A 17,132-nucleotide genomic window follows, 5' to 3' on the forward strand; every position below is an offset into this window, starting at 1 on the left:
TTATCTAAGCTGTGTGCCAATCTAGCATCCTAGACTATTCCTTCACTTGCCGGGAAGCGGGTTCTTTCTTGGCGAGATCCGGATATTGCGAACGCCAGCGTTCCAGTTGTTCTTGGGCGTGTAGATATTTCCCTAGACCTTTGACATTCTCACTGGCTTCATTCACGGGTGTAGCTTGAGTCTTGGGAGTATTGAGTAATTTGTCCTGATGTTCCCAGTATTGATACATTAAGCCCTGAATATAACGGCCCTGTTCGGTTTTCAGTTCTAAAGCCTTCAACATATTCAATGCTGACTGGACATGATCACGCTGACGTTGCTGGACAAATTCTTCTGTCATATTTTCATCATCGCGCATGCTGTTTAATTCTTTTTCCAAGTCGCTGCTCATTTCCTGAAAGCGCTGTTCATAATCTGTCAATGCAGCAATATCATGCGGATCATCAGCAGTTTTAGGGAAGTCTTTCAGTGGCTCGGTTTTCAGTTCCTGCATGACTTGATCTGAAGCCGTATTATCTGTTGTCGCTTCAGTCGGAGTTTCGGTCGTTTTCTGGTCACATGCCATCAGCAGCATGGCCGCAGCGAACAACAGCGTTCGTGTCATTCCTGGTATTTTATGCATGATCGCCTCCTGTTTTTAATTACTTTTCTTGAACACATAGATATGGGTGACATAAGGAAAATCGATCATTTCCTCTGCGCTTTTGGCTGTATATTGCTGGATGATCTGTTCAAATTGTTGTTTTAACTGTGCCTGCTGCTGTTCAGGCATGGCTGCAATAAAACTAGTCGAGAGCAGCCGCTTGGATACCACCTGCTCGACACTGCCATGCTGTTGCTGGGTCATTGTGGTTTCTGCATAGGGCTGAAATAGCGTTTGCTGTGCAAAGACCTCGCGCCAGGTGCCGCTATGATAGCGCGGCGTATCGCCTTCCAAGGGGGCAATACAATCGGCCAAGGCCTGAACCCAGTCGATCCGAGTATCGCGCTGATTCCAAATTAACACCAGATAACCCTGCGGTTTGAGTACCCGATCTAATTCTTGTAAGGTAGCAGAATCGGCAAACCAGTGAAATGACTGTGCACAAAATACCGCATTCAGGCTATGATCAGGCAGGGGAAGTTGATGGCTAACGCCTTCAAGAGCATGAATGTCCGGATGCGCCTGTTTTAATTGAGCCAGCATTTCCCGGACAGGATCAATCGCGATAATGTGCTTACTGAGCGGGCGTAAATAGGGGATAAACTTGCCAGTTCCACTACCCAAATCCAGAAGATGCGCATCTACAGGCAAAGCCAGCGTTTCACTCAGCCATTGGCTGATTTCTGCCGGATAATCGGGACGCACTTGCTGATAGAGCTCAGCCGACGCACTAAAACCCCGTTTTGCTGCAGGATGTAATGATTGTGTCATATTTTGCGCTTTTTAATCTTTTTGATCGATATAAAATAGCATATTCACTTTTTTGACAGCGTTCATTGACTGAATTGTTGTGGAAGGGTTCGATTTACCAGCACGGGAAAGTTATGGACAAGCAGATTTTTTTTGAAGATGAACATATACGCGCGATTTTTATGCCGGGATCTTCTTCAGAACTGATTTTTTCATTTGGCGATTTGATTACCCGTGCCAAGGGCCTCAACATCAATGCAGAAAAGTCACTGGCGAAATTCGAGTTTAATGTGCTTGGCATTATGCCTAAGCATAAATCCTGGTTTCCGCAAGGTTCCATGTGGAACATGTTGCAAGCCATCGCAGATCTGATTGCGCCATTTCAGCAGCGTATTGCCTATGGCGGTTCGATGGGCGGCTATGCCGCGATTAAATATTCCCGTGCCTTGGGCGTGCAACGGGTGGTGGCGATGGTGCCGCAATACTCGATTGATCCGGAAGATGTACATGATGCCCGCTATAACATGTTCTATCAGCCAGAGCTGAATGCCAATATGCGGGTTGCGGCCGAAGATATCGACAACGCCTGTGAATATATTATTGTGTATGATCCCTACTGTGCCGAAGATCGGGCCCATTATCTGAAATTAGAGGCGCTGATTCCGCATCATCATGTGCTGCATTTGCCTTTTACCGGACATGATGCGATCGCAGTTTTGGCTAGTTCCGAATTGCTCTATGACTTTTTGGTGCATGAATATGAGCCAAGCTATTTCTATCAGAAAATGCGCCGGGTCAAGAAAAACAGCAAGTTCTATTATCGTAAGGTGATTGAAAATGTCTTGCCACGACACCGCATGGCTTTGGGGCACATTCTGAAAAATAACGATCTGCAACTGGATAACCAGTTTTTTGATGCCAGCCAGAAACAGGTGATTTTGCGGGAACTGTTACGCAATAAACAGGTTGATCAGCATGACCTGCTCAAACTGGGCATTCATGTGAATTTGCCGCAGGAAAATCGTCAGCTGTTATTGGACCACTATGGACATGGTCTGGTATTTAATGTCATCAGTCATAAAATCGAAAGTTATGCAGAAGGTGCAATTGCCCTGAACCATAAATTTCTGATTCCGATTTATGCCAAAGGTAATGGTTTATTGAGTATTAATCTGAATGATGAACGTTATTTGGTGGTGATGAATGACCGGCATATCATGAAACTGATCAAGGAACAGGATGAGCTCAGTCTGGGTATGCACCCGATTTTAATGAAGCGTTATAGCGATTTTTATATGTTTAGCTATAAGCAGCTGAATCTGAGTACCAATGAGTATGGTGCTGCTGCTTTTATCGACGATAGTGACAAAAATACGCAGTTTGTGACGCACACTGAGATAAGTTAACTAAAAATTTTTATAAAAAACAATTACTTGACTTGTGATGAGCTTGGCATAATATAGAGATAAGCGGTATAAATAATAAACCAATTATATCGTTCCCGATGGTTGAAACGAAGAAGGGGATCTCTATGATGCAAGTATGTTTTATCTTCGGTTTGGTTCTACCTAATCTGGCGCATGCAGAAACTGTGCATCCTGCAGTGATCATGGTCAGTGCGTCCATCATCTTTATGATTATTCTGTCTGTGTATGTGGTGTATCGAATTCGCAAGTCACTACGTAATCATATGGATAAACCGCTGGATTAATTGCATCAGGCTGGAAACAGGTTGAAAAGACTCAATGACTTGTTTTAAATGACAGACATAAATTGTCAAACAGGATTGAGGGAACAGCCATGAAAGCCGTTTATTTAGACTATGCTTCTTTAGACCAGCAGGATTTAGACTTTCAGGCACTGCATGCCGCATTTGATCCACTGGTTTTGTATCCGGCGACCTCGGCTGCCGAGATTGCATCCCGTGTAGCTGATGTCGATGTTATCATTACGAATAAGGTGATGATCGGTGCAGCTACGATTCAGCAATGCCCTCAACTCAAACTCATTTTAATCTCTGCAACCGGCACCAATAATGTCGACCTTGAGGCGGCCAAAGCGCAAGGGATCGTCGTGTGTAACTGTCAGGCTTATGGCACTTCGGCAGTCGCGCAGCATACCATCATGTTGATGCTGAATCTGGCAACTTCATTCCTGTCTTACCAACGTGCGTTACAACAAGGCGAATGGCAAAAAGCCAGTCAGTTCTGTTTGCTGGATGCGCCAATTGTCGAGCTGGCCGGAAAAACATTGGGCATTGTGGGTTATGGCGAACTGGGCCATGCGGTGGCGAAACTGGCCGAAGCCTTTGGCATGAAAGTGCTTATTGCCGCGCTGCCAAATCGTCCGGCGGATGCATCTCGTGCGCCATTTGCCGAGCTACTTCCTCAAGTCGATTTTTTAACTTTGCATTGTCCACTCACTGAAGATACCCACCATTTAATCAGTCATACTGAGCTGGATGCAATGAAAAGCAGCGCATTTTTAATTAACTGTGCGCGTGGCGGAATTGTCGATGAAGCGGCATTGGCTGAGGCTCTGCGTGCAGGCAAGATTGCCGGTGCAGCGACAGATGTTCTAACGGTAGAACCACCGAAACAGGGCAATGTGCTGCTCGACTCTACGATTCCCAACCTGATTGTGACACCGCATAATGCTTGGGGCAGTGTCGATGCAAGACAACGGATTGTGGATCAAATGGTCGAAAATGTAGCAGCATTTAAACAGGGTCAGCCGATTCGACAGGTCAATTCATAGATCGCGTCGATACAAGGTAATAGTTTTATTTTCTAAAAATTAAAAAAGCCCATCACGGGCTTTTTTTATAAATCGGTTACTGCATAACTGGTAGCTGATCCTGACTGGGGTTGAGTCTGTGGTGTATTTGGGTTTTGCGTCGCACTCGACTGGCTTAAAGGCTGCTGCACGATAGGTGCCTGTTGTGAATTTCCACGCCAGACTTCTTTGGTCTGCTGGATTTTCTGACCGGTTTGTTGGGCTGCCTGAGTTGCACCCTGATCTACTTTTTGCGGTGTATCAGAGGTTGCAGATTTGGTATTGCTCCAGGCCCGGTCTACCCCCGGCTTGATTTTGGCAATGCCTTTTTCCGTTGCTTCACCGACTTTCTCAGCAGTATTAATCACGCCTTCCTGTGCTTTATAAGCAAAGACATGCAGCAGGTTCGGATTTTCACCATAAGGCTTAACCGGTTTAGCAGACTGAGTCGTGGTTTGTGCGAATGCTGGAACAGAAAGCATTAAAGCTGTCGTTAAAATAATTGGGGTTTTGATATTCATTATGGATCGACCTCGAATTCGTCTAAGTGCGGTCTGAGTTTGTTTTTCAGTGTAACGGATAATGGGTCAAAAACAATGAATATCCTGTGAAGAGTGCAGAGCTTTCAGGTTGATCTGTGCCGGAATATTGTAATTTTAAAGAAAGGGCAGTAGATATCAGGAGAAGCCTTGAATTGATTTTCAGCAAAATAAAAGCCCTATTCTTAGACTAGAAACAGGGCGATTTTTTTAGTCACATTGTGTCAACGCATCTTTTGCGAAATGTTCGCGTAAGCTGACAAAGTTCTTTTGTACGCCCGCATCGTGCAGGTCAAATTTTTGTGCAGTGCTAGTACCGTCGCGCTGGAAAGTCGCTGAGCCGGCATCGATTAGAGTCATGCCTTTAAATGACCATTGTTCAATGACACGGTTATTGCCGATATCGCCGGTAAATTCAATCACGCATTTGTCGAGGAATTTGGTCAGTTTTGCCTTGTTGTTGGTCGTGGCTGGAACCACTTCGAGGTTTTGGACTTCCTGTAAGACACCAACCTGAAGCTGTGGGATTTTGGGTGCAGATGTACAAGCTGTAACTGCGATACTCGCAAGACCCGTCAAAATAAGAGCTTTAAATTTCATATGATTCTTTCTTGTTGAGTGTTGTTAGGTTGAGTATAGGGAATTGCAAAAGGGATAACCATATCTTTAATTAGATCTAGTACTAATCGTATTCATGTAGACATCTTTATAAAGATATATAGGATGAATTCGTTTAGATTATTTCAATAAAATCATAGTTTTCAATAATTTTATCAAATGTGGGGTGATGGCTGATATGTTTCATTACTCTTAATGTTACATATTGATTAATCCGTAATTTTTCTATTTCGGATAAAACAGATTTTTCCAATCTTATACGATAATTTTTTTTATTATCATCAATGATATTAATTTTTCCTGATCTATCAAGACTTTGAATTAATCCTGAAATTTCACATAGCAAAGGTTCTTGGATTTCTAATTCATTTAAAAAATTTAAAGCCTTTTCAATTTTTTGTGAACTGCCCATCCAATGGTGGTTTTTATTTAGATGAGAATTCCAATTCAGCTCGAAGTCAAGATTATTGCTTTTTAAAGCATTAAGCATTGATTTAATACTTGATATACCTTTATTCCCCATGATTGAGAAAACTTCCTGATTTTCTTCAGGATGGTCTAATGATTCAAAAAAACCAAACCATTGACTAAGAGTATTTTGCGACAGACTCCAACCAAAAAGATCTGGTTGAATTTCTAAACTAAGAATAAATTTTGTCGAACCTGAAACGATATTAGCTAAGCGAAGATCTAATTCAGATTGATTGACATAATCAGCATGCTTTTTAGGGGTACGAACTTTCGTTGAAAGAGTAATTAAGCTTTCAGCTAATCCCTTTGATAAAGCGGCATGTAAAATTAAAGGCAATGATCCATTGTGAGCTTTCTCGCCAATAAAACGAACTTCTAGAATTTCTTTTTCTCTACGAAGTTGCAGATCATAAAGTTGCTTTCTTAGGTTGGCTAAGTGGTCTTTAAAAGAGTTAAATGAAGCTACTTTGAAGCGATCATTTTCATCTAGGGTTTCACTATCCTTTTTTATAATTTCTTCAGCTAAATATATTTGTTCTTCAAGAGTAGAGATATTCATGGGAGTTAACTCGAAGTTGAATGAAACCTTTAGCTTCAGATAGTTGATTAAAACTGAAAAGACTGCGCCTGTAATGATAGCGACCTTCATCACTCATAGTATTAAAAAATAGATCACAGCCATATCGGGCGCGAATTGTATTACGATTTTCTAGATATGAAAGTAATTCATTATATTTTTTAGATGAAAGTTTATTAAGGTCTTCTTCATTTAGAAATAAAACTATATCAATGTCACTAGGATGAGGCTTTTTTGAACAAAATGATCCATCTAACCAAATGATCATTTCAACTTGATATGTTTCTAATTCTTGAATTAAGGCTCTTAGGCGGTTGCAGAGGTTAGAACGTGTTCTTTTATCCTGAAAGGGGACAAGTACAGTTTGTTCTAGTGTTTCTAGGGATATCTTATGAATACCAGGAGCTAATAGACTAGGATAAATCACCTTACCCCCAGCTATTCGGTTTGGGTCTTTCTCTATATCTTCCGTAAAATTATTATCTATCATATTGAATTGTTATCAGAAATAAAATTTTTATATCATAAGTTTAGGGTAAAATCATAAAAAAACCCGCTTTAAAGCGGGTTTTTTATTTCAATCAGAGCTTAATGTTGAAGCACTGAAATATCAGCCACTTTCGTGAACAAGTCACGAAGCTGTGCAAGCATACGTAAACGGTTTGCTTTCAGGTCAGCATCATCAGCCATCACCATGACGCCATCAAAGAATGCATCGACTGGCGCACGAAGTGCAGCAAGTGCAGACAAGGCAGCAGTGTAGTCTTTCGCAGCAAATAACGGTTCAACTTGAGGCGCAATTTTCGCAAGTTCAGCGAATAAAGCTTTTTCAGCATCTTCAACCAGGTTTGCTTCAACCACAGTACCTTCAGGTGTCGCTTCTTTCGCTAAAATATTCGCAACACGCTTGTTGGCAGCAGCAAGCGCAGCCGCTTCAGGCAATGCACGGAAGTGATTAACTGCATTTACACGCTTGTCAAAATCAAGCGGAGATTTTGGTGAAAGCGCTTGAACAGCTTGAATCACATCAACCGCAACGCCTTGGTCTTCGTATTTCGCACGGTAACGACCTTCAAGGAATGCAACAGCATCTGCCAAAGTCTTGTCGTGATCTTTCAATACATCGCCATAAGCAGCAAGTGCAAGTTTGATCAAATCTTCGATTGAAACATCAAGCTCGTTTTCAGTTACCAGACGTAAAATACCAATCGCAGAGCGACGCAGTGCAAACGGGTCTTTAGAACCTGTAGGTGCTTGACCAATACCGAAAATACCTGTGAGCGTGTCTAAACGATCCGCAAGGGCAATCGTTGTACCTGTCTTCGTTTTTGGTAAAACATCACCTGCAAATTTAGGTAAATATTGCTCACCCAAAGACTCAGCCACTTCATCATTTTCACCTTCAAGACGTGCGTAGTAAGTCCCCGCGATGCCTTGAAGTTCTGGGAATTCACCCACAAGCTCAGAAGTTAAATCGCATTTTGCAAGCAGTGCAGCTTTTTCAGCATCTTGAGGATTCGCACCGGTAATTGGCGCAAGTGCAACAGCGAGTTTTGCAATACGTTCAGACTTGTTCCAAAGCGTACCCAATTCTGCTTGGAATACCATGTTTGCCAATTTCTCTTTACGAGATGCAAGCGGTTGCTTTTGATCTTGCAAGAAGAAGAATTCAGCATCAGACAAACGTGGACGAACCACTTTCTCGTTACCTTCAATAATTTGTGTCGGGTCTTTCGACTCAATGTTTGACACAGTAATGAAGTACGGTTGAAGTTTATTGTCAGCATTTACCAAACAGAAGTACTTTTGGTTGTCCTGCATCGTGGTGATCAATGCTTCTTGAGGAACTGCAAGGAAGCGTTCTTCGAAGCTTGCACGAAGCGCAACAGGCCATTCAACCAATGCAGTCACTTCGTCACGAAGATCGCTTGGTACAATCGCAATGGCATTGACTTCATCAGCAAGCGCTTTGACTTGACCATCAATGATGGCTTGACGTTCTTCAAATGACGCCACAACGTGAGCTGCTTTTAACTTCGCTAAGTATTCGTCAGCGTGCGTTAAAGTAATTGCTTCTGGCGCGTGGAAACGATGACCGTAAGTGACGTTACCGGCTTTGTGATCTTGAATTGTTGCATCAACCACATCGTTGTCTTTTAACAACACAACCCATTTTACAGGACGCACGAATTCAGTACGGCTAGCAGCAGAACGCATACGTTTTGCGATTGGAAGATTGTCCAAAGCATTTTGTAAAATTTGTGGCAGTAAAACGTCAAGGCTTTGACCTTTTACGTCTTTTAGGTAGCAGACTTTTTCAACTTTACCTGCTTGGAAAGTTGATACTTGATCAACCGTGATGCCTTGACCACGCATAAAGCCTTCAAGTGCTTTCGTCGGGTTGCCTTCAGCATCAAAGGCTGCCTGTTTGGCAGGGCCGTCAAAACGTTTTTGTGTGTCTGCTTGTGCAGCATCAACATTGACAATTTTAAGTGCAAGACGACGAGGTGCTGCATAGGCTTCGATTGAATCAAAAACAAGACCAGCATCTTTTAAGCCTTTTACTGTTTCTGCATGTAAGGCATCACGTAATTTTTTCAGGCTTTTTGGTGGAAGTTCTTCACAACCCAATTCGAACAAAACGGTATGTTTAGACATTATTTGCTCTCCTTGTTTGCTTCTTTCGCTTCTGCTTCAACTTGCGCTTTTAATTGTGCCAACACTTCATCACGTAATGCAGGTTCAGCCATTGGGAAACCAAGTTCCGCACGTGCTGCTACATAGCTGGTCGCAATAGAACGTGCCAATGTACGTACACGTAAAATGTAACGCTGACGTTCAGTCACAGAAATCGCGCCACGCGCATCCAATAAGTTGAAGCTGTGTGATGCTTTCACGACTTGCTCATATGCAGGAAGTGGAAGTTTCGCTTCGATCAAACGTGTTGCTTCAGCTTCGTAGAAATCGAACAATTCAAACATTTTTTCAACGTTGGCATATTCGAAGTTATAGGTCGATTGTTCCACTTCATTTTGATGGAACACATCGCCATAAGTCACCGTACCGAACTGACCTTTGGTCCAAACCAAATCGTAAACTGAGTCTACACCTTGCAAGTACATGGCAAGACGCTCAAGACCATACGTGATTTCGCCAGTCACAGGGTAGCATTCAACACCACCGACTTGCTGGAAGTAAGTGAACTGCGTCACTTCCATGCCATTGAGCCAAACTTCCCAACCTAAGCCCCAAGCGCCCAGTGTTGGAGATTCCCAGTTATCTTCTACGAAACGAATGTCGTGTACCAGTGGGTCAATACCGATCGCTTTTAATGAATCAAGATAAAGCTGCTGGATGTTATCCGGGTTTGGCTTAAGCACCACCTGGAATTGGTAATAATGTTGCAAACGGTTCGGGTTTTCACCATAACGGCCATCTTTCGGACGGCGTGACGGTTGAACATAAGCGGCATTCCAGGTTTCAGGACCCAGTGCACGAAGGAAAGTCGCAGTGTGGAATGTCCCTGCACCCATTTCCATATCATAAGGTTGCAAAATGACGCAGCCTTGCTCCGCCCAGTAAGTTTGTAAGGCAAGAATTAAGCCTTGGAAGGTATCAATATGCGATATGGCGCGACTCATGGTCATCCACTTAAAATTAGAGAAAAATTGTGCTCAATTATAAGGACTTTGCAGGGGAGTGGCAAAGGGTTAATGTAGGGATACTTTTCTGAAAAAAATAAAACAGGCTTAAAGGATACGCGACATTTAGAGGCTTACTGCGATTTTAGCTTTGCTGGTCGATACAGGCTGATCTGAAAATCAGGAATAAATCAGATGTATGGCATGCTGTTAACCGGAGAGTCATAAAGTTCAACGGATCTCATACGATTGCGACTCTAAAATTGGTTTAATATTCACGCAATATAATAATGCTTAAAAATAAGGAACTTCATGACCACTTACAAAATTCAATGCTATTTAAAATACAAGGTCGTGCAACCGACAGAATTTATTTTTATGCTTCAGGTAGCACATCATTCCGATCAGAATATTCTCGAAGAAAAACTCAGCTTTAATCTGCCCGTAGCATGGCATGAATTTCAGGATGCTCAGCATCAAAACCGTCATGTTCGGCTACAGGTTGAACCCTGTGACGCTTTTGAGCTGAATTATGCGGCGACAGTGGTTCGTCAACCGAGTCTCTCTCTTGAGCTTCAGCAAGGTCTGAAAGAAGTAGCCATTCCTGAGCTGCCCGATGAAGTCTTGCCTTATTTGCTGGCCAGCCGTTATTGCAATTCAGATTTATTACTGGAAATGGCGAAACGCTCATTTGGCTGGATGACACCGGGCTATACGCGGGTCAAGGCGATTGAACAGTGGATTTATAACAATATTTTTTATGTGTCTGGTAGTTCCGACCAATTTACCACTGCCACAGATGTACTGGTGCATCGTGCAGGCGTATGTCGTGACTTTGCCCATTTAGGCATTGCCCTATGCCGTGCCTTGGGAATTCCGGCACGCATGGTGGTCGGTTATGTGGAAATTGAAAAGTTTTTACCCGATTTTCATGCCATTTTTGAAGCCTATTTAGACGGTGGCTGGGTGCAGTTTGATCCGACCCGTTTGGCTCCAGTCGAAAATCTTATTCGGATTGGCACTGGAGTCGATGCCGGAGATGTGGCATTTTCAACCTATTATGGTCAGGTTGAGCTGTTAAAAATCCAGCCCCTGATCAAACCTGAATGAATAGGCAGGCCACAATAAAAATGTTCTGGAAATATACTAAGCAAAATGGTTACAAAGGGTTTTTCCATTTCAATGGCGATTGATAGGGGAGCGGTTGTTCTGCAAAAAAAACAGGATCAGTATTTTCAAGCTGAGCGAGATTATTATGGTTTTAAAAAGCTTCGATCGACTCATGATGAAAAGATGTAAAACACAGATGCCTTTCATCTGGCTTGGCTCTATAATGCCCAAAATCTATGAACAATAAGATCAGGCGCACTGTGTTTCACTCCCATCTCGACTGGCTCAATACCTTAAAACCGAATTTCAAAGTCCTTCCACTCAAAGACCGGTTGCTCTGTGGAGCTGGCGCACTATTGGGTTTGGTGGTTTCGTCCTTGTTGAGTTTATGGATTCTGGGGGATTTTGAAGCCTGGTATATTGCCCCGATGGGTGCATCTTCGGTATTGCTGTTTGCTGTGCCGGCCAGTCCTCTAGCACAGCCCTGGAATATTCTGGTCGGAAATACCATTGCTGCCGTGATTGGCGTGAGTTGCGCTTTATTCATAGCTAGTCCGACTGAGGCTTTTAGTGTAGCCGTGGCCTTGGCGATCGTTCTGATGATGACCACAGATTCCCTGCATCCACCGAGTGGCGCCGTGGCCATTACCGCAGTGCTGGGCGGCCAGCCGGTGCATGAACTCGGTTATGCCTTTGTATTTTATCCGGTACTACTCAATTCAATTTTACTGATGGTAATTGCCATTGTCTTTAACCGGATGATTGGCAAGGATTATCCGCAGCAAGCCCAATTAAATACTCGTTCCAAGGATCCGACGCCGACCCAGAAAGTCACCATTCAACCGCAGGATATTCAGGAAGTGCTGGATCAGCGCACCGAGCTGCTGGATATCAGTGAATATGACCTGCAAAAAATCATTCTGGAGGCACAAAACCGCGCCAATGCGCGTGCGGTGCATGAATTTAGCTGCCAGGATATTATGACGAAGGATGTGGCAACCCTGCATGAAAATGATGATATCCAGCACGCACTGGACAAGTTTAAACAGATGAACCTGATGAGCCTGCCCGTCGTTAATGCCGATGAACAACTGGTCGGTACACTGGCAATGTATCAGGTGGTGGAATGGTTCAAGCGCGCTGCCGATGTGCGCAGTAGCTGGGAACATCAGGTCAAACATATCATGACCCGTAAGGTAATTACGGTGCAGCCCTTACAACCCATTCAGGATCTGGTGCCGTATTTTGTCGAGCGTTCGTTCAACTATATTCCGGTGGTGAGTGAACAGAAATTGGTGGGAATTATCAGCCGGGCAGATATGATTGCTGCACTCAATCAGGAGCTGAATCATTTTAAAATGAAAGCTTAAAACCGGATTAAAACAGAAGTTAACAGGCAGGGCGTGATCAGCTCTGGTCAGCTTGCCAGCTGAGAAAACTGTAAAATAGTGCGATTGACAGGGAAAAATACAGTAGAAACAAAAAAAATGAGTACTCAAAACTTTGAGTGGATGATGCCAGATATAGGCCAAAGTGAGGATCCCCAAGACGCAGCTTGGTAAAATCGTCATAATATTAAATAGCTGATAATAGCGTAGCGGCAGATGAATCACTGATCGGAAAGGAAAGACCATCACCCAGTAAGTCAGGCAGACAAAGAAGCCACTCAAAAGCGCCGAAAATAGGCTTCTGAAAATGGAGAAAATCCCAGAGCTGGCTTCATGAAATAGCGCATAAGGGAATAAAATTACAGCGATGATCAAAGGGGTAAGCGCGAGGTTAAGCGTCATTTTCCAGGGAGAATTCTGGATCGGTTGAGAGATTAAGTGAAACATCCTGTCTACTATGTGTTTGCCACTTTTTGCTGTTTTTAATATAGGGACTTTATCTTTATCATTTTTAAAAGCATACAAATTTTTGATGAGGAGAAAATTCAAAATATAGGCGAATAATACGACAAAGCACACCGGAGTGTGCTTTGTGGGTGGTGTAATGCTTAAAAACTTTAATGATTAAATAAAGAACCAGTAAATAAACAGTGAAATAATAAAGATACACATGATATTCAGTACAAAACCGACTTTCATCATTTCGCTTTGCTGGATATGACCGGTTCCAAAGACAATCGCATTTGGCGGAGTCGCTACCGGCAGCATAAAGGCACACGAGGCGCCAATGCCAATGACAATCACCAGAATTTCTTTGGGCATTCCCATCTGATCCGCAATTGCGGCAAATACTGGTACCAGTAGAGCAGCCGAAGCGGTATTACTGGTAAATTCAGTCAGAAAGATAATAAAAGTAGCGACTACAAAAATAATCATCAGCGGGGGGGCATCACCAAAAGCATTGGCCAAAGTTTGACCCAATACTAGCGAACTGCCTGAATCCTTCAGAATGGCACTCAGGGTCAGACCACCACCAAATAGATATAACACCCCCCAATCAGTATTTTCTGTAATTTGTTTCCAGCTTGCGGTACCCAGAATCACCACCATACAGGCAGCCGAAATTGCAATCCAGGTATCCGGTTGTGAAATACCAAAAATTTCGGTGAATTTTTTACTGAAAATCCAGGCAATTGCAGTACAAAGAAAGAGGATCATGGTGGCTATACGGGTTCTGGTCCAAGGAATATCTTCGGTCGCAAATTGTATTTTATGATTCAGTTTTGGACGTAGTACCAGATATAAACTGACTAGCATGGCAGGAAGAATAATGAACATCATCGGCAAGCCGATTTTCATCCAGTCGGCAAAATCATAGCCGAGGGCCTTGGCGGCAATGGCATTCGGAGGGGAACCGACCATGGTGCCCAGTCCGCCAATACTGGCCGAATAGGCAATGCCGAGCAGGATAAAGACAAAAGTTTTACGATCCTTGCTGACATCCATATGTGAAAGCAAGCCTAAGGCCAAAGGCAGCATCATGGCAGCAGTCGCCGTATTGGAAATCCACATGGACAGCAGCGCCGTCACCACAAAAATCGCCAGTACAGAAATGCCCAGATGCCCTCTGGACATGGAGATGATCCACATGGCAATTTTCCGGTCCAGTTTCTGGATATGCAACGCCGTTGCCAGCGCAAAACCACCAAAAAACAGGAAAATGACAGGATCGGCAAAAGTGACCAAAGCGGCTTGTGTGGTAATCGGAACTAGTTCCTCACCAGAGGCCATTGGCATGGCCAGCAATACCGCCATCACGGGGATGAGTAAAGCTGTAATCGTGATATGAATGGCTTCAGTCAGCCATAAGATACCGATAAAGGCTAAAAGTGCCAGTCCTTTATTGGCATTCTGGTCATAGGGCAGGTAAAGATATAAGCCATAGGCTACAATGGCTGCGACAAAAATAAGAATCCAGCCTTTAAGCAGCCCTTTGGGCATGGCATTGGTCGGGGTAGCTAGGTTGGTCTGAGTCATATGCTCTCCTTGCAAGATTTTTATTTACATCATTTTTTATATTAGCTTTAAATTTGTAATTTTGTTTTGCTTAAAAAATATCCTATTTAAAGATACTATAACCAGATTGTTGCAATAATCCAGTACTTTGCCAGAAGGCATACAGGCCCAAGCCGAAAAGTAAAGCCAAGACAATCCATTTGAAGTGTTGCTGAGATAAACGATGGCGTATTTTGCCTCCAATCCAGACACCAGCAAGGGCGAATAAGCTGATCCCGATCAGAATATGCTGTTGATGGGTTTCCAGTGTGATCAGAATTGGAAAAAGTAAAACCAGCTGGATCAGTTTACCGGCAATGAAATTGAGATTACTGATAATGACAATATCTGTTTTAGAGAGTTGGCAACTCATCAGATACATCATCAGAAAAGGTGCCATGGCATTGGTTGCACCTCCAATAATGCCGGCCAGTAAACCAAAACAGAGCATGCTGGAAATATGCGGACTAACTTGTAAGGGGCGTGCCCGTAACTGGTCCAAGACATAAAATATAATTACCAGACCCAATAACAGTTTTAAATAAGCCTCATTTAGCCAAAGTAATAGCTTGACCCCGAGTACACTGCCGACCAGGCTACTAAGCATTAATGGCCAATAACGTTTTATATAATAGCCAATACTATTCAACAGGCTATGCGCAGGGTCAGCATTCAGCATGATCAGATTCAGCAGCAGACAGGGTAGAATGACAAGGGTAACCGCGATGCTAAGCGGATATGCGCTGGACAGAACAGCCGTACTCATCATGGGAAAGCCAAAGCCGCTTAAACCATGTAGCAGGGCTGCTACGGCACAGAGCCACAGCATCATCCATTCTGCCTGAGTCATGTGAAATCCATTTCAAAACTTAGAATATTGAACTTATCGTGAATTCAACTGAGAAAGAAAGTGAAAAGCTGTAATACAGCAAAGAAATAACAAAAAATATAGGCAAAAAAAGCCACGATAACTTGGGGAAATTACCGTGGCATCAAAATTTCATCCCATTTACTCGGGGTGAAAGAGGAAGCTCTGCGATGAAACTGGTCAAGGGCTCTTGTTAAAATTAATATGCAACTTAATAGTGTTTATCCTGATTCACTGTACGGACAGGATGTTGATAGCCTTGAGCTTGCTGAGCCGCATTATGATCAATTCTGTACGGTTTTTTCGGCATGATTAACCATAATACCAGATACACCAAAATACCCGGAAATGCGGCACTCATGATTGAAATCACCACAAAAATTAGACGTAATAAATTTGCGTTCCAACCAAAACGTTCAGCAATACCACCCATCACCCCTGCAATCATGTTTGAGCGGTTAGAGCGATATAAACCAACATTGGCCATTAAAATCTCCTGATTAAAAATAGGTTTGAATCCTATAACTAGATCCATACTTAAAGAAATGGAGTTGAGTTAAACTTTTTAAAGTGCTGATTACAAATAAAATCGTTAAGTAATGTTAATAAACATTAAAATCAAATCTAAGAGCTACTAACATAGTGAAAATTCTATTGAACTCTTGTGTAAAGTTCATCAGCTTTGCTGTGTGCTTTTTGCTCGCCATGTTTCCTATTTAGGTTTATTAAAAATGAAATTGGATGTATCACGTTGTACATTAAGCAGTTTTTTTAAATGTAGCCTGGTGTTGGGGAGTGTAGTGATTTTGCAGGCTTGTGATCAGCAGCAGGTCAAACCTGAACAGGAAGGTCAGGCGACCTCAGAAGAGGGCGTTAAAATTTCCGCTGCCAATACGAAGGCCGATGTGGTGACTGTCAGCGCCAAATCCTTAACTTAGGTCGCAGGGCAGGCGACTCTTCCGGTAGAAGCAGATTTAAACCCGGCAACTGTACCAGAGGATGCCAAGGTGTTTATAGGTCGCTATCATACTGAAATCGACTGTGATGGCCGCTTTGCGCCCTGTACTGAAGGTAAGGCAGAATTTATTTTGACTTTACTACCGGATGGTACGGTGCATCGCAGCATTTTACAGTATGGCAAAATATTTATTGATAATACCAAAAACAGTACGGCTCATAATATTACCTACCGTAAAGACCGCTGGTTTATCAATCCGGAACGTACCGATGTGGTGGTGAATCTCAAAGAAGGAGCGAGCTTTTACTATAAGATTAAAGATTCAAGTCACTTAGTCATGAATCTGGAAAAAATCTATAGTGAAAAGGAAAAAACCAACCGGGAATTATTTGATCGTGGCTATCCGGCACCTTCAAAAGCCTATGAACTGGTCAAAGACACATCCTTTCATATTCAAGAATAATGCCCGATAATAATCGGCTGATCTGGTCGAAAGCTTAATTCAAATACGATTTAGATTAGACAATAAAGGCAAGTTGCGGGAACGCGTGAACATAAAATCTGGATGCAGAAATACACGACCAAAACATCGCAATTTAATTAAAATATAATGAAGTAAATCAGAGAAAGATTCTAAGGAAAGAATGGTGGGTCGTCCGCGATTCGAACGCGGGACCAACGGATTAAAAGTCCGCTGCTCTACCAGCTGAGCTAACGACCCTGAGGAATAAAAATGATG

The 17,132-nt window shown here is 42.9% G+C and carries 16 protein-coding genes, 1 tRNA gene and 1 pseudogene; 6 read left to right on the top strand and 12 right to left on the bottom strand.

The genetic code is table 11. From position 1 onward, the window contains the following. Positions 1 to 34: 34 nt before the first annotated feature. Complete coding sequence (locus F891_RS01420) at positions 35 to 622, bottom strand: hypothetical protein (protein WP_004647351.1); 588 nt, start codon at positions 620 to 622, stop codon at positions 35 to 37. Between the two features lie 15 nt (positions 623 to 637). After that, entirely contained in the window at positions 638 to 1,414 is a 777-nt protein-coding gene (locus F891_RS01425) for a class I SAM-dependent methyltransferase (RefSeq protein WP_005261651.1), read from the bottom strand. 113 nt (positions 1,415 to 1,527) lie between these two features. Between F891_RS01425 and F891_RS01430 the strand changes: the two genes are divergently transcribed. From F891_RS01430 to F891_RS01440, 3 genes are all read left to right on the top strand, one after another. Continuing rightward, complete coding sequence (locus F891_RS01430; protein ID WP_005261653.1) at positions 1,528 to 2,799, top strand: hypothetical protein; 1,272 nt, start codon at positions 1,528 to 1,530, stop codon at positions 2,797 to 2,799. 125 nt (positions 2,800 to 2,924) lie between these two features. Then, positions 2,925 to 3,104 (top strand): hypothetical protein, encoded by a 180-nt coding sequence (locus F891_RS01435; protein ID WP_004729374.1) that lies wholly within the window; start codon positions 2,925 to 2,927, stop codon positions 3,102 to 3,104. Between the two features lie 89 nt (positions 3,105 to 3,193). Continuing rightward, entirely contained in the window at positions 3,194 to 4,150 is a 957-nt protein-coding gene (locus tag F891_RS01440) for a 2-hydroxyacid dehydrogenase (protein ID WP_005261656.1), read from the top strand. A 65-nt stretch (positions 4,151 to 4,215) separates the two neighbouring features. On the opposite strand, the gene F891_RS01445 is transcribed toward F891_RS01440, so the two are convergent. From F891_RS01445 to glyQ, 6 genes are all read right to left on the bottom strand, one after another. Then, positions 4,216 to 4,689: a hypothetical protein gene (locus F891_RS01445; RefSeq protein ID WP_005261661.1), complete on the bottom strand. Its 474-nt coding sequence runs from the start codon at positions 4,687 to 4,689 to the stop codon at positions 4,216 to 4,218. A gap of 228 nt (positions 4,690 to 4,917) precedes the next feature. Next, complete coding sequence (locus tag F891_RS01450) at positions 4,918 to 5,307, bottom strand: hypothetical protein (protein WP_005261664.1); 390 nt, start codon at positions 5,305 to 5,307, stop codon at positions 4,918 to 4,920. Between the two features lie 133 nt (positions 5,308 to 5,440). Next, entirely contained in the window at positions 5,441 to 6,355 is a 915-nt protein-coding gene (locus tag F891_RS01455) for a hypothetical protein (RefSeq protein WP_005261666.1), read from the bottom strand. Then, positions 6,336 to 6,863 carry a DUF6932 family protein gene (locus tag F891_RS01460; RefSeq protein ID WP_005261668.1) on the bottom strand — a complete coding sequence of 176 codons (528 nt, stop codon included), beginning with the start codon at positions 6,861 to 6,863 and terminating at the stop codon, positions 6,336 to 6,338. The genes F891_RS01455 and F891_RS01460 overlap by 20 nt, the downstream gene beginning before the upstream one ends. 98 nt (positions 6,864 to 6,961) lie before the next feature. Beyond that, positions 6,962 to 9,031, bottom strand: a complete 2,070-nt coding sequence (gene glyS, locus F891_RS01465) for a glycine--tRNA ligase subunit beta (RefSeq protein WP_005261670.1) — start codon at positions 9,029 to 9,031, stop codon at positions 6,962 to 6,964. Beyond that, positions 9,031 to 10,014 (bottom strand): glycine--tRNA ligase subunit alpha, encoded by a 984-nt coding sequence (gene glyQ, locus F891_RS01470; protein ID WP_004278542.1) that lies wholly within the window; start codon positions 10,012 to 10,014, stop codon positions 9,031 to 9,033. The genes glyS and glyQ overlap by 1 nt, the downstream gene beginning before the upstream one ends. 312 nt (positions 10,015 to 10,326) lie before the next feature. Between glyQ and F891_RS01475 the strand changes: the two genes are divergently transcribed. Together F891_RS01475 and F891_RS01480 are read left to right on the top strand one after the other, a co-directional pair. Further along, positions 10,327 to 11,124: a transglutaminase-like domain-containing protein gene (locus tag F891_RS01475; protein ID WP_005261674.1), complete on the top strand. Its 798-nt coding sequence runs from the start codon at positions 10,327 to 10,329 to the stop codon at positions 11,122 to 11,124. A gap of 260 nt (positions 11,125 to 11,384) precedes the next feature. Then, complete coding sequence (locus tag F891_RS01480) at positions 11,385 to 12,494, top strand: HPP family protein (RefSeq protein WP_005261676.1); 1,110 nt, start codon at positions 11,385 to 11,387, stop codon at positions 12,492 to 12,494. Between the two features lie 642 nt (positions 12,495 to 13,136). Here the strand turns inward: F891_RS01480 and F891_RS01485 are convergent. The 3 genes from F891_RS01485 to F891_RS01495 form a co-directional block, all read right to left on the bottom strand. Further along, positions 13,137 to 14,549, bottom strand: coding sequence for an SLC13 family permease (locus tag F891_RS01485; RefSeq protein ID WP_005261679.1), 1,413 nt, complete (start codon positions 14,547 to 14,549; stop codon positions 13,137 to 13,139). An 82-nt stretch (positions 14,550 to 14,631) separates the two neighbouring features. After that, positions 14,632 to 15,417 carry a sulfite exporter TauE/SafE family protein gene (locus F891_RS01490; protein WP_005261680.1) on the bottom strand — a complete coding sequence of 262 codons (786 nt, stop codon included), beginning with the start codon at positions 15,415 to 15,417 and terminating at the stop codon, positions 14,632 to 14,634. Positions 15,418 to 15,646: 229 nt separating this feature from the next. Continuing rightward, positions 15,647 to 15,922 carry a PspC domain-containing protein gene (locus tag F891_RS01495; protein WP_005261681.1) on the bottom strand — a complete coding sequence of 92 codons (276 nt, stop codon included), beginning with the start codon at positions 15,920 to 15,922 and terminating at the stop codon, positions 15,647 to 15,649. 244 nt (positions 15,923 to 16,166) lie between these two features. Here F891_RS01495 and F891_RS18470 point away from each other — a divergent pair. After that, positions 16,167 to 16,856 (top strand): annotated as a pseudogene (locus F891_RS18470) (hypothetical protein). 182 nt (positions 16,857 to 17,038) lie between these two features. Here F891_RS18470 and F891_RS01505 read toward each other — a convergent pair. Continuing rightward, positions 17,039 to 17,114 (bottom strand) — tRNA-Lys (locus F891_RS01505). Positions 17,115 to 17,132 lie beyond the last annotated feature (18 nt).

Source organism: Acinetobacter sp. CIP 101966 (genome assembly GCF_000369725.1).
GTDB classification, from domain to species: Bacteria; Pseudomonadota; Gammaproteobacteria; order Pseudomonadales; family Moraxellaceae; genus Acinetobacter; species Acinetobacter lwoffii_Q.